At 66.4% G+C, this 24,086-nt stretch carries 32 protein-coding genes and 1 pseudogene; 13 read left to right on the top strand and 20 right to left on the bottom strand.

All coding sequences use genetic code 11. The annotated features are described in order from the left end of the window. Nucleotides 1-19 precede the first annotated feature (19 nt). The 3 genes from QE360_RS11435 to QE360_RS11445 form a co-directional block, all read right to left on the bottom strand. Nucleotides 20-1,108, bottom strand: a complete 1,089-nt coding sequence (locus tag QE360_RS11435; protein ID WP_309701651.1) for a hypothetical protein — start codon at nt 1,106-1,108, stop codon at nt 20-22. Between the two features lie 61 nt (nt 1,109-1,169). Continuing rightward, complete coding sequence (locus QE360_RS11440) at nt 1,170-1,808, bottom strand: carbonic anhydrase (RefSeq protein WP_307099968.1); 639 nt, start codon at nt 1,806-1,808, stop codon at nt 1,170-1,172. Further along, the gene (locus tag QE360_RS11445) at nt 1,805-3,385 is read right to left on the bottom strand and encodes a SulP family inorganic anion transporter (protein ID WP_309701653.1); all 1,581 of its coding nucleotides are present in this window, start codon (nt 3,383-3,385) and stop codon (nt 1,805-1,807) included. Before QE360_RS11445 ends, QE360_RS11440 begins: the two co-directional genes overlap by 4 nt. A 185-nt stretch (nt 3,386-3,570) precedes the next feature. On the opposite strand from QE360_RS11445, the gene QE360_RS11450 reads away from it, so the two are divergent. Beyond that, a complete protein-coding gene (locus QE360_RS11450) occupies nt 3,571-4,110 on the top strand; it encodes a J domain-containing protein (protein WP_307099963.1) in 540 nt (179 codons plus the stop codon). Further along, nucleotides 4,107-4,403: a (2Fe-2S) ferredoxin domain-containing protein gene (locus tag QE360_RS11455; protein WP_309701655.1), complete on the top strand. Its 297-nt coding sequence runs from the start codon at nt 4,107-4,109 to the stop codon at nt 4,401-4,403. The genes QE360_RS11450 and QE360_RS11455 overlap by 4 nt, the downstream gene beginning before the upstream one ends. A gap of 223 nt (nt 4,404-4,626) precedes the next feature. Here the strand turns inward: QE360_RS11455 and QE360_RS11460 are convergent, their stop codons facing one another. From QE360_RS11460 to QE360_RS11500, 9 genes are all read right to left on the bottom strand, one after another. Further along, the gene (locus tag QE360_RS11460) at nt 4,627-5,028 is read right to left on the bottom strand and encodes a SufE family protein (RefSeq protein WP_309701657.1); all 402 of its coding nucleotides are present in this window, start codon (nt 5,026-5,028) and stop codon (nt 4,627-4,629) included. A 106-nt stretch (nt 5,029-5,134) separates the two neighbouring features. Beyond that, nucleotides 5,135-5,374 carry a hypothetical protein gene (locus QE360_RS11465; protein WP_307099956.1) on the bottom strand — a complete coding sequence of 80 codons (240 nt, stop codon included), beginning with the start codon at nt 5,372-5,374 and terminating at the stop codon, nt 5,135-5,137. Between the two features lie 33 nt (nt 5,375-5,407). Next, the gene (locus tag QE360_RS11470; protein WP_307099954.1) at nt 5,408-5,665 is read right to left on the bottom strand and encodes a hypothetical protein; all 258 of its coding nucleotides are present in this window, start codon (nt 5,663-5,665) and stop codon (nt 5,408-5,410) included. Between the two features lie 26 nt (nt 5,666-5,691). Continuing rightward, nucleotides 5,692-5,991 (bottom strand): hypothetical protein, encoded by a 300-nt coding sequence (locus QE360_RS11475; RefSeq protein WP_307099951.1) that lies wholly within the window; start codon nt 5,989-5,991, stop codon nt 5,692-5,694. A gap of 13 nt (nt 5,992-6,004) precedes the next feature. After that, nucleotides 6,005-6,301 (bottom strand): hypothetical protein, encoded by a 297-nt coding sequence (locus QE360_RS11480; protein ID WP_307099949.1) that lies wholly within the window; start codon nt 6,299-6,301, stop codon nt 6,005-6,007. A gap of 40 nt (nt 6,302-6,341) precedes the next feature. After that, the gene (gene pspC / locus QE360_RS11485; RefSeq protein WP_307099947.1) at nt 6,342-6,725 is read right to left on the bottom strand and encodes an envelope stress response membrane protein PspC; all 384 of its coding nucleotides are present in this window, start codon (nt 6,723-6,725) and stop codon (nt 6,342-6,344) included. A 1-nt stretch (nt 6,726) separates the two neighbouring features. Further along, on the bottom strand, nt 6,727-7,020 hold the full coding sequence (gene pspB, locus QE360_RS11490; RefSeq protein WP_307099945.1) for an envelope stress response membrane protein PspB: 294 nt from the start codon (nt 7,018-7,020) through the stop codon (nt 6,727-6,729). 1 nt (nt 7,021) lies between these two features. Beyond that, complete coding sequence (gene pspA / locus QE360_RS11495; RefSeq protein WP_307099944.1) at nt 7,022-7,690, bottom strand: phage shock protein PspA; 669 nt, start codon at nt 7,688-7,690, stop codon at nt 7,022-7,024. A 29-nt stretch (nt 7,691-7,719) separates the two neighbouring features. Next, a complete protein-coding gene (locus QE360_RS11500; RefSeq protein ID WP_307099942.1) occupies nt 7,720-7,866 on the bottom strand; it encodes a hypothetical protein in 147 nt (48 codons plus the stop codon). A 175-nt stretch (nt 7,867-8,041) separates the two neighbouring features. Here QE360_RS11500 and pspF point away from each other — a divergent pair, with 175 nt between their 5' ends. Together pspF and QE360_RS11510 are read left to right on the top strand one after the other, a co-directional pair. Then, on the top strand, nt 8,042-9,088 hold the full coding sequence (gene pspF / locus QE360_RS11505; RefSeq protein WP_309701660.1) for a phage shock protein operon transcriptional activator: 1,047 nt from the start codon (nt 8,042-8,044) through the stop codon (nt 9,086-9,088). A 66-nt stretch (nt 9,089-9,154) separates the two neighbouring features. Beyond that, on the top strand, nt 9,155-9,766 hold the full coding sequence (locus tag QE360_RS11510; RefSeq protein ID WP_307099939.1) for a superoxide dismutase: 612 nt from the start codon (nt 9,155-9,157) through the stop codon (nt 9,764-9,766). A 195-nt stretch (nt 9,767-9,961) separates the two neighbouring features. Here QE360_RS11510 and QE360_RS11515 read toward each other — a convergent pair whose 3' ends face one another. The 3 genes from QE360_RS11515 to mtaB are packed head-to-tail and all read right to left on the bottom strand — an operon-like array spanning nt 9,962 to nt 12,749. After that, a complete protein-coding gene (locus tag QE360_RS11515; RefSeq protein ID WP_309701662.1) occupies nt 9,962-10,576 on the bottom strand; it encodes a septation protein A in 615 nt (204 codons plus the stop codon). Beyond that, complete coding sequence (gene ftsY, locus QE360_RS11520) at nt 10,573-11,508, bottom strand: signal recognition particle-docking protein FtsY (RefSeq protein ID WP_307099935.1); 936 nt, start codon at nt 11,506-11,508, stop codon at nt 10,573-10,575. The genes QE360_RS11515 and ftsY overlap by 4 nt, the downstream gene beginning before the upstream one ends. Further along, the gene (gene mtaB, locus QE360_RS11525) at nt 11,505-12,749 is read right to left on the bottom strand and encodes a tRNA (N(6)-L-threonylcarbamoyladenosine(37)-C(2))-methylthiotransferase MtaB (RefSeq protein ID WP_309701666.1); all 1,245 of its coding nucleotides are present in this window, start codon (nt 12,747-12,749) and stop codon (nt 11,505-11,507) included. The genes ftsY and mtaB overlap by 4 nt, the downstream gene beginning before the upstream one ends. On the opposite strand from mtaB, the gene QE360_RS11530 reads away from it, so the two are divergent. Continuing rightward, on the top strand, nt 12,748-13,323 hold the full coding sequence (locus tag QE360_RS11530) for a DUF924 family protein (protein WP_309701669.1): 576 nt from the start codon (nt 12,748-12,750) through the stop codon (nt 13,321-13,323). The genes mtaB and QE360_RS11530 overlap by 2 nt on opposite strands. Here QE360_RS11530 and QE360_RS11535 read toward each other — a convergent pair. Further along, on the bottom strand, nt 13,298-14,842 hold the full coding sequence (locus QE360_RS11535) for an EAL domain-containing protein (RefSeq protein WP_309701670.1): 1,545 nt from the start codon (nt 14,840-14,842) through the stop codon (nt 13,298-13,300). The genes QE360_RS11530 and QE360_RS11535 overlap by 26 nt on opposite strands. Nucleotides 14,843-15,084: 242 nt before the next feature. Here QE360_RS11535 and ffh point away from each other — a divergent pair, with 242 nt between their 5' ends. The 4 genes from ffh to rimM all read left to right on the top strand — a co-directional run bounded on the left by ffh (nt 15,085) and on the right by rimM (nt 17,761). After that, the gene (gene ffh / locus QE360_RS11540; protein ID WP_309696544.1) at nt 15,085-16,608 is read left to right on the top strand and encodes a signal recognition particle protein; all 1,524 of its coding nucleotides are present in this window, start codon (nt 15,085-15,087) and stop codon (nt 16,606-16,608) included. Nucleotides 16,609-16,664: 56 nt separating this feature from the next. Further along, a complete protein-coding gene (rpsP, locus tag QE360_RS11545) occupies nt 16,665-17,048 on the top strand; it encodes a 30S ribosomal protein S16 (protein WP_307099925.1) in 384 nt (127 codons plus the stop codon). A gap of 106 nt (nt 17,049-17,154) precedes the next feature. After that, nucleotides 17,155-17,295, top strand: a complete 141-nt coding sequence (locus QE360_RS11550) for a hypothetical protein (protein ID WP_309701672.1) — start codon at nt 17,155-17,157, stop codon at nt 17,293-17,295. Next, nucleotides 17,252-17,761 (top strand): ribosome maturation factor RimM, encoded by a 510-nt coding sequence (rimM, locus tag QE360_RS11555; RefSeq protein ID WP_309701674.1) that lies wholly within the window; start codon nt 17,252-17,254, stop codon nt 17,759-17,761. Before QE360_RS11550 ends, rimM begins: the two co-directional genes overlap by 44 nt. Here the strand turns inward: rimM and QE360_RS11560 are convergent. Further along, on the bottom strand, nt 17,751-18,659 hold the full coding sequence (locus QE360_RS11560) for an NAD(P)/FAD-dependent oxidoreductase (protein WP_309701676.1): 909 nt from the start codon (nt 18,657-18,659) through the stop codon (nt 17,751-17,753). The two genes, rimM and QE360_RS11560, sit on opposite strands and share 11 nt — an antisense overlap. Nucleotides 18,660-18,745: 86 nt before the next feature. On the opposite strand from QE360_RS11560, the gene QE360_RS11565 reads away from it, so the two are divergent. The 4 genes and pseudogenes from QE360_RS11565 (at nt 18,746) to rplS (ending at nt 20,514) form a co-directional block, all read left to right on the top strand. Continuing rightward, nucleotides 18,746-19,018, top strand: a complete 273-nt coding sequence (locus QE360_RS11565) for an AbrB/MazE/SpoVT family DNA-binding domain-containing protein (RefSeq protein ID WP_309701678.1) — start codon at nt 18,746-18,748, stop codon at nt 19,016-19,018. After that, on the top strand, nt 19,011-19,394 hold the full coding sequence (locus QE360_RS11570; RefSeq protein ID WP_309696536.1) for a type II toxin-antitoxin system VapC family toxin: 384 nt from the start codon (nt 19,011-19,013) through the stop codon (nt 19,392-19,394). Before QE360_RS11565 ends, QE360_RS11570 begins: the two co-directional genes overlap by 8 nt. Continuing rightward, a pseudogene (gene trmD / locus QE360_RS11575) lies at nt 19,391-20,106 on the top strand (tRNA (guanosine(37)-N1)-methyltransferase TrmD); the annotation flags it as partial. The gene QE360_RS11570 and the pseudogene trmD, both read left to right, overlap by 4 nt. Before the next feature lie 15 nt (nt 20,107-20,121). Then, the gene (rplS, locus tag QE360_RS11580; protein ID WP_058733020.1) at nt 20,122-20,514 is read left to right on the top strand and encodes a 50S ribosomal protein L19; all 393 of its coding nucleotides are present in this window, start codon (nt 20,122-20,124) and stop codon (nt 20,512-20,514) included. Between the two features lie 226 nt (nt 20,515-20,740). On the opposite strand, the gene QE360_RS11585 is transcribed toward rplS, so the two are convergent. The 3 genes from QE360_RS11585 to rpoD form a co-directional block, all read right to left on the bottom strand. Continuing rightward, nucleotides 20,741-21,382 carry a peptidylprolyl isomerase gene (locus tag QE360_RS11585; protein ID WP_309701679.1) on the bottom strand — a complete coding sequence of 214 codons (642 nt, stop codon included), beginning with the start codon at nt 21,380-21,382 and terminating at the stop codon, nt 20,741-20,743. Between the two features lie 73 nt (nt 21,383-21,455). Next, nucleotides 21,456-21,914 carry a GNAT family N-acetyltransferase gene (locus QE360_RS11590; protein WP_309701681.1) on the bottom strand — a complete coding sequence of 153 codons (459 nt, stop codon included), beginning with the start codon at nt 21,912-21,914 and terminating at the stop codon, nt 21,456-21,458. Nucleotides 21,915-22,052: 138 nt separating this feature from the next. Continuing rightward, complete coding sequence (gene rpoD / locus QE360_RS11595; RefSeq protein ID WP_307099910.1) at nt 22,053-24,077, bottom strand: RNA polymerase sigma factor RpoD; 2,025 nt, start codon at nt 24,075-24,077, stop codon at nt 22,053-22,055. Nucleotides 24,078-24,086 lie beyond the last annotated feature (9 nt).

Raw genomic sequence — 24,086 nt, forward strand, 5'->3', positions numbered from 1 at the left:
CCTCGCGAACGGGCCCCGATCAGGAGCCCAGCGTGCGGGAATTGATGATGATATTCTTGCCCTGCGATTTGGCCGTGGGCGTGCCCTTGGCGATCAGGTCGACGACCTGGTCGGGGCGGGGCAGGGCGTTGAACGAGGGATAGCTGCTCGCGCTGGCATCGACATCGTTCAGCCGCACCGTATACGATCTGGTCTTGCGCTTTTCGATCTGGCTCATCAGGTCGGGAAAGACATCGACCGTCCGTCCGGCATCGGCAAGCGCGATCATATAGCCGTCGCTGTCGTTCCCCTCCCGGCGATAGACCCCGAACATGGTCGTGGCGATGCCGTCGCGGCAGAGCGGGGCGGCCGGCGTGACGGGTTCGGCCTTGGGGTTCGCCTTGTCCTTTTCGGCCTGATCCATGACGGCCGCGTTCATCAGGAGGGTGAACAGCGGATTGGAGCTGCTCGACTTTTCCAGCTTGGCCTTGGGCAGATGCGCGAAGTCGGTCTGCGTCGCGCAAACGGCGACCGGCGCCGCCGGGCCCGGATAGGCGGGGGTGGTCGCGATGGCGGGCTTCAGCGCGGCGATCATCTCGTCCATCCTGGCGTCGAGCGCGTTCGCGGTCAGCTTTTCGGCGGTCAGGCGCACGACCAGCAACCATTCGCCGATCGGCATGACCGCCAGAGAGGTGCTGCGATAGGGGCTGCTGAGCAGCGACCAGCTCTGGCGCAACGCCACCGCCGGGCCCGAGCCACTCGGCGCGAAGGCGATCGGATCGGCGCTGGCGGGGGCGCCCTTGTCGAAATTCCGGCGCTCCTCGATCGCGATGCGCGAGCGGTCGAACCATAGCGGCACGCTGGGCACCGCCGGGTGGAACAGGAACAGCGTGGCGAAGACGCTCTTGTCCGGGCTTTCCAGCTTGACCGCGATGTCATGCTCGGTGGTGGTGGCGTCGGTGATCGCGACCCGGTTCAGCCCGGCGACGCTGGACCGGACGATCAGCCGCGTCTGGGCGTGCATCCAGCCCTTGTCGGCCGGAACCACCAGATCGCGCGCCGAAGCCGTCCCCGCCACCATCGCCGCCACCATCGCCGCCGCCAGCGCCGCGCCATACCAGAACCGCATGTCATCCTCCCCCATGGATGACGCGAAGGCTAGGCGTTCCCCGGACCGCGATCAAGCGCGGTCAGACCAGGACCTTGTCCGGTCGCTCCAGCCCGTCGAGATCGGTGTCGGCGTCGATCTCCAGCAGGGTTTTGATATGCCCGTCGCGAATGTCATAGACCCAGCCGTGCAGCCACAGCTCGCGCTTTTCGGCAAAGGCCTTCTGGATGGTGTCCAGCCGGGCGAGATGGCGCAGCTGCTCCATGACATTGACCTCGACCAGCCGGTTGACCTTGGCCGCCTCGTCGGGCTGGGCGTCGATTTCCTCGCGGTGGCGGTGGAGCACGTCGCGCGCATTGCCCAGCCATTGGTCGACCGGCCCCTCGGTGCCGCCCTTCAGCGTTGCCAGCACCCCGCCACAGCCATGATGGCCGCACAGGATGACATGGCGGACCTTCAGCACGTCGACCGCATATTGCACGACCGACAACAGGTTCAGGTCGTCGTCATGGACGAGGTTGGCGATGTTGCGGTGCAGGAACATGCCCCCCGGCGGGGTCATCGTCATCTGCTCGGGCGTCACCCGGCTGTCCGAACAGCCGATCCACAGGAAATCGGGCTTTTGCCCCACGGTCTGCCGCTGGAAGAAGTCGACCTTCTCCTCGAGCAGTTCGGTCGCCCAGGCCTTATTGGCGAGCAGCAGCTGCTTATATTCCCTCATGCGTAGCGCACTCCGGTCGATGGGGCCTTGATCAGCGGCGCGGTCCGCTCGGCGACGTCGCTGCGCACGATCACGGTGATCCCGCGATAATCGGCGCCCTTGATGAAGGCATTGATGATGTCGACATTGTCCAGGTCGACATAGGAGGTCGAGGACAGGTCGATCAGCAGATTGGCGCCGTCCGGCACCTTGGCCAGCGACTTCTGCAGCTCGTACTTATGGATGAAGTACAGGTTGCGCCGCGCGCGGATCAGGCAGTCGCCATCGTCATAGGCATAGGTCAGCGCGGGGCGGAAATTGCGCGCCACGACGAAGACGAAGCCGACGGTCAGGCCGATGAGGATCCCGATCAGCAGGTCGGTGCGCAGGATCGCCAGGATGGTGACGATGAAGGGGATGAACTGGCTCCACCCCTGCTTGTACCGCTCGGTGAACAGCTTGGGCTTGCACAGCTTGTAGCCGGTGGCGATCAGCACGGCGGCGAGCGCGGCCAGCGGGATCAGGTTCAGCACCGCCGGGATCAGCGCGACCGAGATCAGCAGCCAGGTGGCGTGCAGCATGGTCGACAGCTTGCTCTCCGCGCCCGAATCGACATTGGCCGAGGAGCGGACGATGACGGAGGTGACCGGCAGGCCGCCGAGCAGGCCCGAGACGATGTTGCCGCCGCCCTGCGCCATCAGCTCCCAGTTCTTGTCGGTGGTGCGACGGCGCGGATCGAGTTCGTCCACCGCCTTGACGCTGAGCAGCGATTCCAGGCTGGCGACGATCGCCAGCGTGATCGCGGTGGTCCACACCGCGCCCATGCCGATGGCCGAGAAGTCGGGCAGCTGGAACTGGCCGACAAATTCCGATGCGCTGCCGGCGACCGGCACGCGGACCAGATGACTGCCCGCCAGCTGCCATTCGGGCCGCACCGCGCCCAGCATCATGTTGCCGACCACGCCGATCACCACCACGACCAGCGGACCGGGGAGCAGGCGAAGCGGACCCTGTTTGGGCTTGGCATGATCCCACCAGAACAGGAAGGCCAGCGACACCGCGCCGATCAGCACCGCGCCGGGCGCGATGTCGCGGCTGACGCTGGACCAGAGATCGGTGAAGGTATTGCCGCCCGCGCGGCTGGCATATTCGAAGCTGCCCTCGAAATCGCCGTCATAGCCGATCGCATGGGGAATCTGCTTCAGGATCAGGATCAGGCCGATCGCCGCCAGCATGCCCGTAATGACCGAGGAGGGGACGAACTCGGCCAGCACGCCCGACCGCGTGAAGGAAAAGGCGAGCTGGAGGATACCCGCCAGCACCACCGCCAGCAGGAAGACCTGGAAACTGGGCAGCCGCTCGATCGCCTCGAACACGATCACGGTCAGGCCCGCGGCGGGCCCCGCGACCGACAGCGGCGACTTGGAGAGGAAGCCGACGACCAGCCCGCCGACGATCCCGGCGATCATGCCCGCGAAAGGCGGTGCGCCCGAGGCGACGGCGACGCCCAGGCATAGCGGCAGCGCGACGAGCGCCACCACGATCGAGGCCGGCACATCCGCTCTTGCGGTGGCCAGGAAGGAAGGACGCTCGGCCACGATCGCTCCGTGAAATAAGTGGGTGCAGCATATGCCCGATACGGACGTGAACATATGATGACGTCCGTGTCATGAACGAGCCGTGGTCGGACGGTCAAGCATTTCGCGCGGCGATTTTGGCCGTGCATGACGCAAAGCAGCGCGACGATGCTTGCACCGCTGCGCAACTCGCCTAAATCGGCCGGGTGGCGCGATCTTCTACCCGATCCAATGACTGGGGCTTTCCTCGCTGGCGCAGCTATGGCGCGGCGCGGGAGGCCAAGCCCGTGCGCATCTGCGACCGGCATGGCTGTGACCAGCCGGGCAATTGCCCCGCGCCCAAATCGCCCAACAGCCCCGACCGCTGGTATTTCTGCGAGGCGCATGCCGCCGAGTATAATCGCGGCTGGGACTATTTTCAGGGGCTGAGCGCCGAGGAGGCCGCTGCGCGCGAGGCGTCCGAACGGCGGACCAGCGCGGGCTATGCCCAGTCCAAGCATCAGGCCTGGGCCGGGCCGGGCGACGGCACCCGCTCGCGCGACGAGATGCGCGCGCTCGAGGCGCTGGGGCTGGAGGCGGATGCCGAGTTCGACCTGATCCGCGCGACCTGGCGGGGGCTGGCCAAGGCCAACCATCCCGACATCCGGCCCAACGATCCCGACGCGGCGAAGAAATTCCAGCAGGTCCAGGCCGCCTATGAAGTCCTGCGCGCCGCCGAGGAGCGGCGGAGCTGGAAGCCCGAATGATCCGCCGCGCCAAGGCGGATTGGGAAGCGACGGTCCTGATCTGCGGCAAATGCTCGAAAAAGGTCGGCGGCGGCTTCGGCCCCAAGGGCAAGACCCCGCTGGCCAAGGCGCTGCGGCGAGTCTTCGGCAAGGGGCGCAAGGCCTCGGTCGGGGTGATCGAGACCAAATGCCTGGGGCTGTGTCCGAAGAATGCGGTGACGCTGGTCGACGGACGGCGTCCGGGCGAATGGCTGGTGGTGACGCCGGACGAGGATGTCGAGGCGATCGCGGCGCGAGTGGGGCGGGGGGCTTAGGGTTTTAGCGGGGGCTCGGTGAGACCCCTTGCCCTCCCCCATCCCCTCCCGCTTGCGGGAGGGGCGTGCTTCGTGGCTAGCGTCGTCCCCGCTAACAGAAGCTTGGCCCCCTGCAACTAAGCCGAATTGGGCTCCGACCGGAGCCTCTAGCCGCTCCCCTCCCGCAAGCGGGAGGGGATGGGGGAGGGCATGGTGTCTCACCGAGCCCCCACCCGGAAAACCCTCAATACCGCCCCGCCGTCTCCCGGATCAGCGCGATCATGTTCGGAATCCCCTGGGTCCGGTTCGAACTCAGCTGGTTCTTCAGGTCGAACGGCGCCAGCTCGCCCTCGATATCGGTCGCCAGGATGTCGGCGGGCGTCCGGTCCTGCACCGTCTTGAGGACGAGGGCGATGATCCCCTTGGTGATCGCCGCGTTCGAGTCCGCCAGAAAGTGCAGCCCTTCGCCATCGCCCTTGGTCGGATAGACCCAGACCGAGGCCGAGCATCCGCGCACCAGCGTCGCGTCGGTCTTCAACGCCTCGGGCATCGGATCCAGCGCGCGGCCGAGATCGATCAGCAGGCGATAGCGATCGTCGGCGTCGAGGAATTCATATTCGTCGCGGATTTCGGCAAGGTCGGACATGGCAATGTCCGCTACCCGGTGCATGCGCCGACGACAAGCCGGTGGTCGCCGGTCGGTGGTGGGACGAGCAAGGGGAGGGCCATTCCCGCTTGTCCCGCGCCCCTTCTTACAGGTCGACGCCTGCGGCGATGGCTTCCAGCTTGCGGATGCGTTCCTTCAGGTCCGCCATTTCGATCCGCGACGAGGCGGAGCTTGCGGGCGGATAGGGCATGTCATGCGCGCGGTCGAACTCGCGGCTCTTCAGCTGCAACCAGCCGCGCCATCCGGCCAGCCCTGCGGTGACGATCATCGCCAGCCCCGCAAGGCCTGCGGTCGCGATCACGATGTAAAGATTGGTGTCGGTCATGATCCGGGCTCCCTGTCCGTATCAATGGGTGGATTAGCGGTCGCGCAGGCGTTCGATCTCGCGGTCGAGATCGATGCTCTTGTGCTGGTCGGTGATGACGCGTTCCAGAACCTGGATACGCTCCTTCAGCTGCTGGATCTCGCCGCGCAGCGCCTGGGTGTCGCGGGCGCCTTCGCCGCGCAGATGCTCGACGATGTCGAGGCCGGGCGAGCGGCGATGCTTGGACTTGAAGATGCTGGCGATCATGACGATCGCGACGATCATGACGACCATGAACTGTGATCCGGACATGGCGGAAACTCCCCTTTATTCTTTTGTCAGTGTTCGATGCGGACGGGCGTCTCGCCCGGTACGCGCAGGCCGTCTATCTCGTCGCTCAGCGCCAGGCCGCGATCGGTGACGATCCGTTCCAGCACCCGAACCCGCTGTTCCAGCTTCTCGGTCTGGGCCGCATATTGCGCGGCCTTCTCCGCGACCATCGAGGCTTCGGTGGCCAGCCGCTTTTCGCGATAGGCGAACCAGGGCTTCAGGAATACGCCGCCGATGATGGCGACCAGGCCGCAGCTGATGCCCAGGATCGGGATCAGAATGCCGAGGACGGGAACGATGTCCTTCATGATCCGCTCTCCCTCAGCGATCGCGCAGCGCGTCGATTTCGCGCGCGGTCCGCTCGGCGGGGTCGGTGGCGATGCGCTCCAGCACCGCGATCCGCTCCTCGAGGCGCGAGACCTGGCCGACCAGCTTCTGGTTCTCGGCGGTCAGCAGTTCGACCTTGCGTTCGTCGGCCATGCCGGTCTTGCCGACCATGCCGCCCCATTCGCCGTCCAGGCTGTACCCGTGCTTGGCACGGATCCAGGTGGTGACGACCCAACCGATCGTCGACATCGCGATGATCGCCAGGACGAAACCCGGTCCTCCCCAAGACATAATCCATACTCCCATAGGATAGTTGATGTGCAGGCCGGGCTCAGCGCAGGCTGTCGATCTCGTCGGCGAGCTGGCGGTTGCGGCTGGTGTAATGCAGTTCGATATCGGCGAGGCGGCGGTCGATGTCGCGGAACTTCGAGCGGACCTCGGCGGTCGAGCGGCGCGGATTGCTGCGCACGCCCTGCCAGAATTTGGCGTCCTCGTCCGACTGGTACAGGCCCAGCGGCTTGGCGTTCGCCATCCAGGCGATCAGCATATAGGCGATCGGGACCCAGGGCATGCCGACCCCGGTGATGGTCAGCAGGACTGCGGCGACGCGGACCCACATCACATCGACGCCGGTATAGTCGGCGATGCCCGAGCATACGCCCTTGAACTTGGCATTCTGCTTGTCGAGGTAGAAATTGGTGCGGCTGGCGGTCATCTCAATTCCTCCGATCGAGGCTGTAGTCATGCTGGCCGAGGCGGCTTTCGGAGCGCCATTCGGACTGCGACAGGCCGGGTTTGAAGTTGGGATTGTCGGCGGCGACGATCCGCTCGACGGTGTGAAGCCGATCTTCGAGCCGCCGGGCGAGCATGTGAAGCTCGTCGAGCAGCTGCTCGTCCTCATGGGTGATCTTGGGCGCCTGCTTCCACTTGGTGACATAGTGCAGGATCAGCCAAGGCAGCGCGACGAAGAGCGAGCCGAAGAGGATGAAGGGTACAGCGACGTCGTCCATCTCACTCTCCCTTGTTCAGGCGCGCCTTGAGCGCGGCGAGTTCGGCATCGACCCGGTCGGAGGCGCGCAGCTCGGCGATCTCCTCCTCCAGCGTCTTCGGGCTGGCACCCAGGCCCAGCGCTTCCGCTCGGCCCTCGGCCTCGTCCACCTTGCGCTCGAGGATGTCGAAGCGGCTGAACGCGTCGTGCGTCTTGGGGCCGTTCCACATCTCGCGCAGGCGATAGCGGTTGTTGGCGCTTTCCAGACGGGTCTGGACCGCATTCTGCTTGGTCCGCGCCTCGCGCAGCTTGTTCTGCAGCTTGGCGATATCCTCTTCCGACGCGCGCAGCGCGTCGTCGAGCACCTGGACCTCGGCCTTCAGCTGGTCGGCCATGTCGGCGGCCTTCTGGCGCTCGATCAGCGCGGCCTTGGCCAGGTCCTCGCGGTCCTTCGACAGCGCCAGCTCGGCCTTTTCGGTCCAGCTGTCCTGAAGCTGGTCCAGCTTCAGGATGTGGCGGCGGATTTCCTTCTGGTCGGCGATCGTGCGGGCGGCGGAGGCGCGCACCTCGACAAGCGTTTCCTCCATTTCGAGGATGATCATGCGGATCATCTTCGCGGGGTCTTCCGCCTTGTCCAGCAGGTCGGCGAAATTGGCGGCGACGATGTCGCGGGTGCGGGAGAAAATGCCCATCGGATACTCCTTGATGGCGGAATGCGTGATTATGCGATCGGCGCCTCGATCGCTGCAACCGGGGCCGTGGCGGTGGCGACATGCGCGGGGGCGAGGGCGCCCATCAGGCAGGTGGCGCTCATCACGACGGTGCAGGCGATGGCGGCGATCTGGCGGGTGACGTTGGTGGCGAACATGGTGGAAACTCCCTGATATCTTTGTTTCGGTCCGCTCGGTGGCGGGATGCCGGAAGCATTGCAGGGTGCGTGCCAATTTCAAAAATGGCGTAAAATCAACGTTTTGCGAAATAGTTCCGGCGCGGCAACGATTGCGCTCTTGCCAAGGCTTGGGAAATTCCGCCACCTGTTGGGAATGGAGCGAACGAGTCAGGTCATCGGCCAGTCGGGGGCCTTTCTGGATGCGCTGGAACGGGCGAGCCGCGCCGCCGCGCTCGATCGCCCGGTGCTGGTCATCGGCGAGCGCGGGACCGGCAAGGAGCTGGTCGCCGAGCGTCTCCACCGCCTGAGCGGGCGATGGGACCAGCCGCTGGTCGTGATGAACTGCGCCGCGCTGCCTGAGTCGCTGATCGAGGCCGAATTGTTCGGCCATGAGGCGGGCGCCTTCACCGGCGCGACCAAGGCGCGCGCGGGGCGGTTCGAGGAGGCCAATGGCGGGACTTTGTTCCTGGACGAACTGGGCACGCTGTCGATGGCGGCGCAGGACCGGCTGCTGCGCGCGGTCGAATATGGCGAGGTGACGCGGATCGGCTCGTCGCGGCCCTTGCGGGTCGATGTCCGCATCGTCGCTGCGACCAACGAGCATCTGCCTGACAAGGTCGCCGCGCACCAGTTTCGCGCCGACCTGCTCGACCGGCTGTGTTTCGAGGTGGTGACCCTGCCCCCTTTACGCGCGCGCAAGAGCGACATCATGGTGCTGGCCAATCATTTCGGGCGGCGCATGGCGGCCGAGATCGGCTGGAACGACTGGCCGGGCTTTGGCGCGGCGGCGACCGATGCGCTGATGGAGCATCGCTGGCCCGGCAATGTCCGCGAACTGCGCAACGTGGTGGAGCGCGCCGTCTATCGCTGGGACCGCGAGGGGCCGGTGGACGCGATCGAGATCGACCCCTTCCGCTCGCCCTATCGTCCGCAGGGCCAGTCGCCCGCCGCCGCGAAAAGCGAGGGGGCGGGGCAGGGGAGCGCTCCCGTGCCGCCCAATGACGGCGACGAGGTGGCGGCATGCGAGGTCGGCCCGTCCGACTTCAAGTCGCGCGTGGCGCGGTTCGAGCGCGAACTGCTGACCAAGGCGCTGGCCGACAATCGCTTCAACCAGCGGACGACCGCCGAGTCGCTGGGATTGTCCTATGACCAGCTTCGCCATGCGCTTCGTCGCCATGATCTGATCGGAACGGTTGCGTAACTCCGTTCGGGGAGCCATTTGAGACGCCCGGCGTTGCCACAGGCAAACCCCAAAGGAGCATTTACGATGGCTTTCGAACTGCCGCCCCTTCCGTACGACTATGACGCGCTGGAGCCGGTCATCTCCAAGGAGACGATGACCTTCCACCACGACAAGCACCATGCCGCCTATACCAACAAGCTGAACGAGGCGGTTGCGGCGGACTCGTCGCTTCAGGGCAAGTCGATCGAGGACATCCTGGCGACCATCTCGTCGGCCCCGGCGGTCGTCCGCAACAATGGCGGCGGCTTCTGGAACCATGACTTCTTCTGGAAGATCATGACCAAGCCCGGCACGACCCAGCCCTCGGGCAAGCTGGCCGAGGCGATCGAGGCGTTCGGCGGTCTCGACAAGCTGAAGGAAGAGTTCAATACCAAGGGCGCGGGCCAGTTCGGTTCGGGCTGGGCCTGGGTGATCGCGGATGCCGAGGGCAAGCTGAAGGTCACCTCGACCCCCAACCAGGACAACCCCCTGATGGACGTCGTCGCCGACAAGGGCACGCCGATCCTGGGTAACGACGTGTGGGAGCACGCCTATTACCTGACGTACATGAACGACCGTCCGGGCTATCTGAAGGCCTGGTGGGACGTGGTGAACTGGGACGAGGCCGGTCGCCGGTACGAGGCGGCGGTCGCGTAATTTCGCGGCTATCCGGTTCGGATAAAGGAAAGGGCGGCTCCGCGAAGGGCCGCCCTTTTTCTTTCCTGTTCCTCCCCTGCAAGGGGAGGGGGACCAGCGAAGCTGGTGGAGGGGTGTTCCGCTATCGAGAGGGCGACACCCCTCCGTCAGGGCTTCGCCCTGCCACCTCCCCTTCCAGGGGAGGAATTTGCGGTTTCACTCCACCGGCGGTTCGTCGACCTTCGCGGCTTCGGCGTTCAGCCCATGCTTCAACAGCATCGGGATATTCGCGACGGCAAAGCCCAGCGTCAGCGGCATCGCGCCCCACAGCTTGAAGCCGACCCAGAAATCCCAGGTCGAGTTACGCCACACCGCCTCGTTCAGCACCGCCATGAAGGCGAAGAAGATCGCCCAGTTGCGGGTCAGCTTGCGCCACCCTTCCGGCGTCAGTCCCGAATAGACGCTGCCCAGCACCATCTGGATCAGCGGCCGCCCGGTCGCCAGCCCGAAGAACAGCATCGCCGAGAACATCGCATAGACGATGGTCGGCTTCATCTTGATGAAGCGTTCGTCGTGGAAATAGAGGGTCAGACCGCCGAACACGACCACCAGCGCGCCCGACAGCCACAACATCGGCGAGATGCGGCCCAGCTTCACCTTGCTGATGATCATCGACACCACGGTCGCCGCCATGAAGACGCCGGTGGCGACCAATACGCGGGTCAGCGGGCCCAGCGGTGCCAGAAAATTGACCGCGAAGAACAGGACCAGCGGGCCATATTCGATCCCCGCCTTCAGGCCGGCGCTCGCCTCCTTCTCGGGGGCGCTCATTTGCGGCCTCCCTCGATGCCCGCGATGATCCGGCTGACCTCGTTGGCGTCAAAGGGGCGCAGGTCGGTCATGCCCTCGCCGACGCCGATCGCGTGGATGGGCAGGCCGTATTTCTCCGCCGCCGCGACCAGCACGCCGCCGCGCGCGGTGCCGTCCAGCTTGGTCATGACAAGCCCGGTGACGCCCGCCACATCCTTGAACACTTCGATCTGGTTGAGCGCGTTCTGGCCGGTGGTCGCATCGAGGACCAGCAGGATGTCATGCGGCGCCTCGGGGTTCAGGCGGCCGAGCACGCGGCGGATCTTGGACAGCTCGTCCATCAGCTCGCGCTTGTTCTGGAGCCGCCCGGCGGTGTCGACGATCAGCACGTCGATGCCAGTCGCGGTCGCCTGCTTCACCGCCTCATAGACGATGCCCGCCGCGTCGCCGCCCTCCTTGCCCGACACGATCGGCACGCCCACGCGCTCGGCCCAGGTGGCGAGCTGACCGATGGCGGCGGCGCGGAAGGTATCGCCCGCCGCCAGCATCACGCCATAATCCTGCTCCATGAACAGATGCGCGAGCTTGGCGATGGTCGTCGTCTTGCCCGACCCGTTGACACCGATGACCAGGATCACCTGCGGCCGGGGAAAGGCGTCGATCTCCAGCGGGGTGGCGACCTTGGCCAGCGCCTTCTCCACCTCCTCGGCGACGACCAGGCGGATGCCGAGGTCCTCCATGTTCCGCTCGAAGCTGCCATCGGCCAGCCGGTTGCGGATATGGCCCGCCGTTTCGGGGCCGAGATCGGAGGCGATCAGCGCTTCCTCGATCTCGTCCAGCGTCTCCTCGTCGAGCCGTGCGGTGCCGAGGCCGGCGAGATTGCCGACCAGCCGGTCCGAGGTGCGACGGAAACCGCCGAGCAGCTTTTCGTGCCAGGAGGAGGAAGAACTCATGCCAATTGTCCGATCAGATGGGTTTCGGTCGCCGCCGTGACCCGAATGCGGGCGATGCTGCCCGGTTCGGCGGCGGGGGAAAAGTGGATGTCGGCGAAGTCGGGCGCATGGCCGCGCGTGCCCGGCCGCTCGACCAGCACGTCGCGGGTCTGCCCGACCTGGCGCGCCAGCCAGTCGCGGCGGCGGCGCGCGGCGGCTTCGCGCAACCTTGCGGCACGTTCGCGGCGCAGAGGGTGGGGCACCTGCGGCATCCGCGCGGCAGGGGTGCCGTCGCGCGCCGAATAGGGGAAGATATGCGCATGGACGATCCGACAATCGTCGATCAGCGCCAGTGTATCCGCCGCCATCGCCTCGTCCTCGGTCGGGAAGCCCGCGATCAGGTCCGCGCCGATCGCGATGTCGGGCCGCGCGGTCAGCAGCCGCTCGACGATCGCCACCGATTGCGCGCGGCTGTGGCGGCGCTTCATCCGCTTGAGGATCAGGTCGTTGCCCGCCTGGAGCGACAAATGGAGATGCGGCATCACCCGCGCCTCGCCGGTCACCAGCTCGAACAGCCGGTCGTCGATCTCGATCGAATCGAGCGAGGACAGGCGCAGCCGGGGCAGGGCGGGAACATGGGTCAGGATGCGTTCGACCAGCAGGCCCAGGCTGGGCTGGCCGGGCAGGTCATGGCCATAGCTGGTCAGGTCGACCCCGGTCAGCACGACCTCTTGGTGCCCCAGTTCGACCGCGCGCGCGATGCGCTCGATCACCAGCCCGGCGGGGACCGAGCGGCTGGGACCGCGCCCGGTCGGGATGATGCAGAAGGTGCAGGCATGGTCGCAGCCATTCTGAACCTCCACGAACGCCCGCGCATGACCCGCAAAGGCGGCGGCCAGATGCGGCGCGGTCTCGACCACGCGCGACAGGTCGGCGACCAGCATGGGTTCGGCCGAGGCCCAGCTTTCGGGGCGCAGCTTGTCGGCATTGCCCAGCACGCGCGCAACCTCGGGCATGGCGGCGAAGCTGGCGGGGTCGATCTGCGCCGCGCATCCCGTGACCACGATCTGCGCATCGGGCCGCGCCTTGGCCGCGCGGCGGATCGCGGCGCGGGTCTGCTTGACGGCTTCGTTGGTGACGGCGCAGCTGTTGACGACGACCATGTCCCCCCGACCAGCGGCGAGCGCGCGGATCGTTTCGCTTTCGGCGATGTTGAGGCGACAGCCCAGACTGATGATCTCGGGCCCAGGGAGGGACGACATGATGGCCGATCTAGGGATGGATGAGGCACGTGTCCACGCGGAGACGCAGGACATTCTCGACTTCTGGTTCGCTCTGCCGCCCGAGAAGCACTTCGCGAAGGACGACGAACTCGACCGGATCATCACCGAACGCTTCGGGGTCTTGCGCGACCGGGTGCTGGCGACCGAGGCGATCGGCTGGCGCGACGATCCCGACACGCTGCTGGCCGCGATCCTGTTGCTCGACCAGTTTTCGCGCAATCTGCACCGCGGCTCGGCCCAGGCTTTCGCCGCCGATCCGCTGGCGCTCGACCTGTGCCTGACCGCGATCGATGCGGGGTGGGAGGATCGCTACCCGCCCGAACGCCTGGCGTTCGTCTATATGCCGCTGATGCATGCCGAATCGCGCGCAATGCAGGATCTGAGCGTCGCCAAGTTCACCGAGCTGGGGCGCGAGACCAATCTCGCCTTCGCGCGCGATCACCGCGACGTCATCCGGCGCTATGGCCGCTATCCCAGTCGGAACGAGGCGCTCGGCCGGGCGACGACCGAGACGGAGCGCGCCTATCTCAGCCAGCCAGACGCGGGCTGGTAGGGGCGCTGGCGGCGATGCCCGCCAGCAGCCGCTTCTCCGCCAGCAACTGGCGCACCTGCGCCAGATCGAGCGGCGGACCGTAAAGCGGCCCCTGGCCATGCGCGCAGCCGATCTCGCGCAGCCGCTCCTCGGTCCCGGCGTCGCGCAGCCCCTTGGCCGCGATCGGCAGATGGAGGCTGTCGCCCAGCTGGACGATGGCGGTAACGATCGCGCTGCAATCGGGGTCGGCGATCATGTTGCGGATGAAGTCGGGGTCGATCCGCACCCGGTCGAAGGGCAGCGCGCGCAGATGGGCGAGACTGGAATAGCCGCTGCCGAACGCGTCGAGCGCCAGGGCGATACCCTGGTTCTTCAGGCTGAGCACGATCGTCTGGGCCAGCGCCATATTGGCGAACAGCGCATGCTCGGTGATCTCGATCTCCAGCCGATGCGCGGGAAAGCCGCATTCGGTCAGCGTCTTGATGACCTTCTGCGCCAGCCAGGCGTCCTGGAATTGCGAGGCGGCCAGCGGGAAGGACAGGGTCAGCGACGGGTCCCAGTCGCGCGCGCTGGCCATGGCCTGTCGCATCAGCGCCAGCGATACCTCGCCCGACAGGCCGCACGCCTCGGCGACCGGCATGAAGCGGTCGGCCGAGATACAGCCCAGCGTCGGATGATCCCAATGGCCCGACACCTCGAACCCGGTCAGGCGCGCGGTGCCCAGATCGACCTGCGCCTCGAAACGCGGACAGATGTGGTTGTGCGCCAGCGCGATGCGCAGGTCGGCGATGATCGCGTTGCGTTCGGCCATCGCGCTTTCCATCGCGGGGTCGAACCATAGCGGCTTGCCGTCTCCGCGCGTCTTGGCGGCGATCAGCGCGAGATCGGCCTTGCGCACCAGCTGGTCGATCGTCGCCGACATCCCCTCGACCTGCGCCATGGCGATCGCGGCGCGGGGGGCGAGTTCCTGGTCGGTCAGCCGGACGGGCTGGCCCAGGCGGATCGCGAGCCGCTCGGCCAGCCTGTCGATCCGGTCGCGGCCACGCGGCGCGACGGGTATGAGGCAGCCGAAACAGTCGCCCTCGAACCGCGCGACGATCGCCTCGGACGGGGCTTCGTCGCGCAGGACCTTGGCGACATGCTGGAGCAGGGCGTCGCCCGCTTCATGGCCGAAGGAGCCGGCGATGGCGCGGAACCGGTCGATGTCGAGCAGCAGCAGCGCGACTCCGCGCTGGCGCCGATACGCCGTCGCGATCATCCGCTGCCCGGCGTCGTGGAAGAAGGGGCGGTTGGCCAGTCCGGTCAGCGGGTCGTGCTGGTCCGGCACGCTCGTCCGGTTCGGACGCCTGGCGGGCAGGCGCCAATAGACGATGGTCAGCGCGATCGCGGCGGCGAACAGCACGATCTTGGCCGGGGTGTCATGGCCGAGCTCGATCAGCAGGATGGCGATCGCGACCAGCAGCGCGCCACCCGCCACGGCCATGGCGAAGAACCGCGTCGAGGCCATCGGCTTGGCTGTGATGTCGGACGGACCCCGCATGGCGAATGGTTCGCATGTAAGGAGTGTACAACAGGTTAACGCCGCGATGTGGCGGCCATGGCTTGCGCGCCTCTGGCTTTTGCCATAAGGACCCCGCCGAAGTTCCGTCGCGGAACGTGAAAAGAAGCGCCCAAGGGTGCACGCTGGCCGGCGAGGTTTCGCCCGCCGGCGCTTTTGCGTTTGGACGGGCGGCGTTGGTTTTTTGAGCCCCGGTCCCCGGACCGGCGTAATGAGGTGAGGCGATGTTCGACAGCTTGAGCGATCGGCTTGGCGGCGTTTTCGACCGCCTCCGCGGCCGTGGCGCGCTGACCGAGGCGGATGTCCGCACCGCGATGCGCGAGGTTCGCGTCGCGCTGCTCGAAGCCGACGTCGCGCTGCCCGTCGCCCGCGACTTCGTCGACAAGGTGACCGAACAGGCGATCGGCCAGAACGTCTTGCGTTCGATCACGCCGGGCCAGCAGGTCGTCAAGATCGTCCATGACGCGCTGGTCGCGATGCTGGGCGCGGATGCCAGCGAGCTGCTGCTCGACGTGGCGCCGCCCGCCGTCGTGATGATGGTCGGCCTCCAGGGCTCGGGCAAGACGACGACGACCGCCAAGATCGCCAAGCGGCTGTCGAGCGCCAGCCTGTCGGGGCGCGAGCGCAAGAAGGTCCTGATGGCCTCGCTCGACGTCAACCGTCCGGCCGCGCAGGAGCAGCTGGCGACTTTGGGCACCCAGGTCGAGGTCGCGACCCTGCCGATCATCGCCGGGCAGCAGCCCGTCGAGATCGCCCGGCGCGCGATGCAGGCCGCCAAGCTCCAGGGCTATGACGTCCTGATGCTCGACACCGCCGGTCGCCTGCACGTCGACCAGGCGCTGATGGACGAGATGAAGGCGGTGGCGGACATCGCCCGGCCTCAGGAAATCCTGCTCGTCGTCGACTCGCTGACCGGCCAGGACGCCGTGAACGTCGCGACCAGCTTCTCCGAGCAGGTGCCGCTGACCGGCGTGGTGCTGACCCGCATGGATGGCGATGCGCGCGGCGGCGCGGCGCTGTCGATGCGCGCGGTCACGGGCAAGCCCATCAAGTTCGCCGGTGTCGGCGAGAAGATGGACGCGCTGGAAGCCTTCCACCCTGAACGGGTCGCGGGTCGCATTCTCGGCATGGGCGACGTCGTCAGCCTCGTCGAGCGCGCGGCCGAGACGATCCAGCAGGAAGATGCCGAGCGCATGGCCAAGAAGATGGCCAAGGGTCAGTTCGACATGGACGACCTGCGCGGCCAGCTTCAGCAGATGCGCCGCATGGGCGGCCTGGGCGCGCTGGCGGGCATGATGCCCGGCATGAAGAAGGCGCAAGGCGCGCTGGCCGAGGCCGGTGGCGACAAGATCCTGCTCCGCATGGATGCGATCATCACCTCGATGACGCCCAAGGAGCGCACCAAGCCCGAGCTGATCAACGCCAAGCGCAAGATCCGCATCGCCAAGGGTTCGGGCACCACGGTGCAGGACGTGAACAAGCTCCTGAAAATGCATCAGGAAATGTCCACGGCGATGAAGAAGATCAAGAAGATGGGCGGCATCAAGGGCATGATGTCGATGCTGGGCAAGGGCGGCCTGGGCGGCCTGGGCAATGCGTTGGGCGGCCCGCAGATGGGCGAGATGCTCAACAAGGCGGGCAGCAACGGCCTGCCCGGCGGTGGCCTGGGTGGTCTGGGCGGCGGCAAGCTGCCCGACGGAATGCCCAAGCTGCCCCCCGGCTTCGAGAATCTTCTCAAGAAGAAATAACCCCCGCGCCGGACGGAACGCCGGTAATTTTGAACTTTTACTCCAAGGACTGAAATATGGCTCTCAGCATTCGTCTGTCGCGTGGTGGCTCCAAGAAGCGCCCTTACTACCGCATCGTGGTGGCCGACGCCCGTGCGCCGCGCGACGGCAAGTTCATCGAGAAGATCGGCAACTACAACCCGCTCCTCGCCAAGGACAATGAGCAGCGCGTGCAGCTCGACGCCGAGCGCGCCAAGCACTGGCTAGCCAATGGCGCGCAGCCGACCGACCGCGTCGCCCGCTTCCTGGACGCCGCCGGCGTTCGTGAGCGCGCCGCGCGCAACAACCCGAACAAGGCGAAGCCCGGCGAAAAGGCCACCGAGCGCGCCGAAGAGCGTGCCGAGAAGCTGAAGGCCGCTCAGGAAGCCGCCAACGCTCCGGCCGAAACCGCCGAGGCCTAATCGGCCTTGATCCTGGATGGGCACCGGTCGGTCACGATCGGGCCCGTCCCAGGCATCGGAATGCGGGGCCATGCGTTCCCCCAAGCCCATGGCTTAGGAGAAGAGCATGACCCCGCCGACCGAACCCGATCCCCGGACCGCACCCGACGACCATGACGACGCGACCAACCAAGGCGTCTCCGCCCCCGACCCCGCCGAAGGCGGTGACGACACTCCCGACGGGGAAAGCGACTCTCCCAGCGGGTGAGCCGCACGTCACGCTGGCGGTCATCATCGGCGCGCATGGCATTACCGGCGAAGTGCGGTTGAAGGTCTTTGCCGACGACGTGTCGGCCTATCGCTCGTTCAACGGCGGTGCGCTGACGCTGAAATCGGCGCGCGACGGTTCGAACGGCGTGATCGCGCGCTTCGCCGAGGTGACCGACCGCAATGCCGCCGAGGCGCTGCGGGGCACCGAATTGACGGTGCCGCGCTCGGCGCTTCCTCCGCTGGAGGAAGGCGAATATTATCATGCCGACATTATCGGTCTTGCCGCGATCGCCAGCGATGGCGAGGAGCTGGGCCATGTCGCGCTGATCGAGAATTTCGGCGCGGGCGACGTGCTCGAGATCGAACGACCCGATGGCCGCCGCTTCATGGTGCCGATGAAGGTCGAGGCGGTGCCCGAATGGGATCGCGAACGCCTGATCGTGGAACGCGCCTTTATCGCCTGATCGGCTGTTGCCGGTCGAGCATGTTGCGGATCGTCGTGGCCGCGACCCCCGCCTCGCCCATGGCGTGGCTGATCTGATCCAGTCCCTTCACCACATCCCCCGCCGCGAACAGGCCGGGGACCGAGGTGCGCTGATGGTCGTCGACCTCCAGGCACCCGCCGGGGTCCGCCTTCGCGCCCGCTGCGATCGCCAGTTCCGACCGGATACGCGACCCCAGCGCCGGATAGACGCTGTCGAAGCGCATCCGCCCCCTGGCGGTGTCGAGCGCCAGCTGGTCCCCTTCGATCGCCCAGCCGCCGCACGGGCCGTCGACCCGCGCGATCCCCGCATCGTCCAGCGCCTCGGCACAGGCGGGGTCGAGCGCATGCTCGGCCTCCGGGGCGATCAGCGTCACGTCGCGGGTAAAGCCGCGCAGGAACAGCGCCTCGCGCATGCCATGGTCGCCGGTGCCGATCACGCCGACCCGCTTGTCCGTGACCTCATAGCCATCGCAGACGGGGCAATAGCGGAGCAGCCCGCGCTCCAGCGCCGGATCATGGACTTCGGGCAGCAGATGACGGGGCCGGTGATTGACCACGCCGGTCGCCAGCAGGACGCTGCGGCTGTGATAGGTCGCGCCGTCGGTGGTGACGCGAAAGCCCTCGTCCTGCGGCTGGATGCCGGTCACGCGGTGCGGGATGCAATGCGCGCCGTAACGTCGGGCCTGCTCGTACATCCGGGCGAGCAGCGCCTTGCCGCTGATCCCGTCGGGATAGCCCGCATGGTTATGGGTGCATGGGATCATCGCGGCCCGGCTCGATCCGCTGTCGAACAGGCGGATGCGCAGGTGATAGCGCGCGAGATAGATGGCGGCGGTCAGCCCGGCAGGCCCCGCGCCGATGATGATGCAATCGTCCATGGCGCAGCCAAAGCGCCACGCGGCGCAACGTTCCTTGGCGGGGAGGGCGGTTTGATGTATATACGTGGTGTATATACGGAGGCGATATGGGCAAGGATTATCAGGCCAAGGTCTTCCGCTCGGGCAACTCGCTCGCGCTGCGCCTGCCCGCCGCGCTGGGTCTGACCGAGGGGACCGAGATGACGCTGCGCGAAGAACAGGGGCGTTATGTGTTCGAGCCCGTTCAGGCGCCGCGCAAGACGATCGACCTGACGGGGATCGCGGGGTCGATGCCGTGGCTGGAGCCGCTGACGCGCGAGGATTTCGAAATGGAGCCGCGCGAGCTGGACTGGGACGGAAAGCTGCTCGGCCGTGATTGAGCCGCGCTATCTGCTCGACTCCAATATCTGCATCTATGTGCTGCGCGATGCAGGGGGGCGGGCCGCCCAGCATCTGGCGACCTGCGAGCCCGGCAGTGCGGTGGCATCGGCGATCACTTATGCCGAGATCATGCGCGGGCTGGAACGTCATGGCGCGGAGGCGATTGCGGCATTCGATCGCTTTTTCGAGCGTGTCCCGATATTGCCGTTCGACCGGCGTGCCGCATCTGCCTATGCGACGATTCCATTCCGCCGGGGGCGGTTCGATCGATTGATCGGCGCGCATGCCCTGGCGACCGGGCTGACGCTGGTGACCAACAACGAGGCCGACTTCGCCGACATCCCCGGCCTGACCATCGAGAACTGGACGCTGTGACCTTTCGCGCAACGATATTGACACTCTATCCGGAGATGTTTCCGGGACCGCTCGGGGCTTCGCTGGCGGGGCGGGCGCTGCGCGAGGATCGCTGGGCGCTGGAGACGGTGCAGATCCGTGACTTCGCCACCGACAAGCATCGCTCGGTCGACGATACGCCCGCTGGCGGCGGCGCAGGCATGGTGCTGCGCGCCGATGTGCTGGCGGCGGCGGTGGATTCGGTGGCCGACGACCGCCCCGTGCTGGCGATGACGCCGCGCGGGCGTCCGCTGACCCAGCCGCGCGTGCGCGAACTGGCGGCGGGGCCAGGCGTCACCGTGCTGTGCGGCCGGTTCGAGGGGTTCGACGAACGCCTGTTCGAGGCGCGCGGAATCGAACAGGTGTCGATCGGCGACTATATCCTGTCGGGTGGCGAGATGGGCGCGCTGGTGCTGCTCGACGCTTGCGTTCGGCTGCTTCCCGGCGTAATGGGCGCGGCTTCCAGTGGAGTCGAGGAAAGCTTCGAAAGCGGCCTCCTCGAATATCCGCAATATACCCGACCCGCCGAGTGGGAAGGGCGCACGATCCCTGAAGTGCTGCGATCGGGGGATCATGCGAAAATCGCAAAATGGCGTCATGCCAGGGCTTGCGAGGATACACGGTCAAGGCGGCCGGACCTTTGGGAACGTCATGAGGGCGTTCGGGTCGGTCGCCCTCTGGCGCGCGGCGACGATTGAGGAATGAAGTCATGAACGTGATCCAGCAGATCGAAGCTGAGCAGATCGCCAAGTTCAACGAGACGAAGAAGATCCCCGAATTCCGCCCCGGCGACACGCTGAAGGTCGGTGTGAAGGTCGTCGAAGGCGAGCGCACCCGCGTCCAGTTCTATGAGGGCGTCTGCATCGCCCGCGCGAACAAGGGCATGGGCTCGTCGTTCACCGTCCGCAAGATCTCCTTCGGTGAGGGCGTGGAGCGCGTCTTCCCGCTCTACTCGCCGAACGTCGACTCGATCGAAGTGGTTCGTCGCGGCGCCGTGCGTCGTGCGAAGCTCTATTACCTGCGCGGCCGCACCGGCAAGTCGGCGCGTATCGCCGAGCGTCGCGATCCGCGTCCGGCCAAGGGCACCGCTGCCGCCGAGTAATCGGTGCGGCGGACTGCTTGCGGTTCGACAGGAAAGGGCGGTGGCACCCCGGTGCCGCCGCCCTTTTTCTTTGCCTCAAGCCACCGCTCAGCCCGACAAAATACCGCCCTCCGTTCAGCCTGAGCGAAGTCGAAGGCCACGCTTCAACGCTGGTCATATCATGGGGCAGGGGCATCCTTTGGCCTTCGACTACGCTCAGGCTGAACGGGGGGATGGGTAAGGGGCGTTACCCCCCGAAATTATACAGCCACATCTTGGGCTCGCCGGTGGGTCGGGGCGTGCCGTCCAGTCTTTTGGCGGTCATGATCCGCACGGGTTTCAGGATCATCTGCCCCTTCATCGCGTCCAGCCCGCCGCCCGAGGGCTTGGCGAGGATCTTCTTCACCGTATCCATGCCCGCCACGACCCGGCCGAAGGCGGCATAGCCCTGATAGCCGGGACGCGCATCCATGCCCGGCGTGGGGCCGACCGTGATGAAGAAATTGCCGCCCGCCGAGTCCGGCGACTGCCCCCGCGCCATCGAGATGGTGCCGTCGAGATGCTTGATCCCGGTCTTCGCCGTCGTCTCGAGCGGGAAGGGCGGCAGGATGCGCCGCGCATCGGTGCGGATGCCGCCCTGGACGAAGCCCTCCTTCGGGTTCCGCTTGTCGCGCGCGGTGCGGTAGAAGACCGTCCCGTCGAACCGTCCGTCATCGACATAGGCCAGGAAATTCTTCGACGTCGCGGGCGCGTGGCGCGTGTCGAGCGCGACGACGATCGGCCCTTCGGAGGTGTTGATCTGCACCCGAACATAGCCGGGGCGGGGGACATTCTGGTTGGCGGGCGCAGCGGCGATCAGCAGGGCGAGGAGCGGGAGCAGGCATTTCATCCGCCGGGGATTATCGCCCCCGGCCGCGATTGTGGAGCCCAAACCCGTGGGATGCGCCGAATGGCGGTGCCGGTCAGGCGGTCAGATCGCGCGTGAAGAACTGGTTGTGCGGACTGGGCTGGTAGTCCGCAAAGGCCTCGCAGGATCGGAAGCCCGCGTTGCGATACAGCGCGACGGCGGGCTGGTAGGGCGGCGTGGTTCCCGTTTCCAGGCTGATCCGATCATAATCGCGACGCTGCGCCTCCGCGATGATATGGTCGAGCAGCGCACGGCCGATGCCCCGGCCCAGAAAGCCGGGCGCGACCCGCATGGATTTCACCTCGCCATGCCGGGCATCCAGTTGCTTCAGCGCGGCGAAACCGGCCAGCGTGGGGCCGTCCCAGATCGTCCAGAAGGAAATACCGGGATCGGCCAGTGCGGAGGCGTCGAGCGCGAAGGAAAATCCCTCCGCCTCGCCGCGCATGTCGCGCAGGTGATAGGCGAGCAGATCGGCGACATGCGGCGCGGTCGGATCGTCGAGGCGGATATCCATGTCAGTCCCTTGGGTTCGGCGTGCGAGAAGGCTGATGGGGGCAGTCTATCGCGGTCCGGGTGGGGGCGACAGGCGATGGCCCACAAAAAAGCCGCCGACCGGGCGGTCGACGGCTTTTCCGTTTCGTGGCGTCCGACCTTACTGGTCGAGGAAGCTGCGCATCTTGCGGCTGCGGCTGGGGTGCTTCAGCTTGCGGAGCGCCTTGGCCTCGATCTGGCGGATACGCTCGCGCGTGACCGAGAACTGCTGGCCGACTTCCTCCAGCGTGTGGTCGGTGTTCATGCCGATGCCGAAGCGCATGCGCAGCACGCGCTCCTCGCGGGGGGTCAGGCTGGCCAGGACGCGGGTGACCGTTTCCTTCAGATTGGCCTGGATCGCCGCGTCCACCGGAATGACCGCGTTCTTGTCCTCGATGAAGTCGCCCAGGTGCGAATCTTCCTCGTCGCCGATCGGCGTTTCGAGGGAGATCGGCTCCTTGGCGATCTTCATCACCTTGCGCACCTTCTCCAGCGGCATGGAGAGGCGCTCGGCCATCTCTTCCGGAGTCGGCTCGCGGCCCTGCTCGTGCAGGAACTGCCGGCTGGTGCGGACCAGCTTGTTGATCGTCTCGATCATGTGGACCGGGATGCGGATGGTCCGCGCCTGGTCGGCGATCGAGCGGGTGATCGCCTGCCGGATCCACCACGTCGCATAGGTCGAGAACTTGTAGCCGCGGCGATATTCGAACTTATCGACCGCCTTCATCAGGCCGATATTGCCCTCCTGGATCAGATCCAGGAATTGCAGGCCGCGATTGGTGTATTTCTTGGCGATCGAGATGACGAGGCGCAGATTGGCCTCGACCATTTCCTTCTTGGCGATGCGGGCCTCGCGCTCGCCCTTCTGCACCATGTTCACGATGCGGCGGAATTCGGTCAGCGCCATGCCGGTCTGCTGCGAAATCTCGGCGATCTCGCTGCGGATGCGGTCGACGGTGGCGGCTTCGTTGGACGCGAAATTGCCCCATTTCTTGTCGAGCCCGCGCACCGTGTCGAGCCAGTTCTCGTCCAGTTCATGACCCAGATAGCGGTCGAGGAAGTCCTTGCGGTTGACCTTGTGCCGCTCGGCCAGGCGCAGCATCTGGCCGCCCAGCGCGGTCAGGCGGCGGTTGAAGGCATAGAGCTGGTCGACCAGGAATTCGATCTTGGCGTTGTGGAACTGGACGCTCTCGACCTCGGCGGTCAGCTCCTCGCGCAGCTTGTGATACTTGCGCTCGTCCGCCGCCGACAGCTCGCCGCCCAGCGCCATGGCTTCCAGGCGCTGCTGCTGGACCTTCGAGAATTTCTTGTAGATGTTCGTGATGTTGGCGAACTTCTCCAGCGCCTGCGGCTTGAGCGTCTCCTCCATCTGGGCGAGGCTGAGGGTGTTGTCCTCTTCCTCGTCCTCGGCGCGCGGGCCACGGCGTTCGCCGCCCTCGTCATCCTCGTCGATCGAGGGTTCCTCGGGCTCTTCCTCTTCCTTGAACTGCGGACCGGCGTTCTTGGCGCTGATCTCGCCATTGTCGTCCTCGTCCTCCTCGCCCAGATTTTCCGGGCCGGCGTCCTTGGACAGCATGGCGTCGAGATCCAGGATCTCGCGCAGCTGCATTGTGCCTTCGTTCAGCGCGGTCGACCAGTCGATGATCGCGTTGAAGGTGATCGGGCTTTCGCAAAGCCCCAGGATCATCGTGTCGCGACCCGCCTCGATCCGCTTGGCGATGGCGATCTCGCCCTCGCGCGACAGCAGTTCGACCGCGCCCATTTCGCGCAGGTACATGCGGACCGGATCGTCGGTGCGATCGACGGTTTCCTTTTTCTTGGCCTCGGGCTGGGGGCCGGAATCGACGTCGCCATCGCTGGCCTCGGCGTCGTCGGCCTCCTCCTCGGACTCGCCGTCCTCGCCCTGCTCCTCATTCTCGACGATATTGACGCCCATCTCGTTGAGGGCAGCCATGATATCCTCGAGCTGGTCGGAGGACATCTGGTCCTGCGGCAGCGCTTCGTTCAGCTGGTCATAGGTGATGTAGCCGCGCTTCTTGGCGCGCGCGATCAGCTTCTTGATCGACGCTTCGTTCAGGTCGATCAGCGGCGCATCGCCCGTTTCCGTGGTATCGGTCGTATCCGCCGCCATATTCGCCTTCGCCATCAAATGCCC

Origin of the sequence: Sphingomonas sp. SORGH_AS_0789, assembly GCF_031453055.1 — a bacterium.
Classification (GTDB): domain Bacteria; phylum Pseudomonadota; class Alphaproteobacteria; order Sphingomonadales; family Sphingomonadaceae; genus Sphingomonas.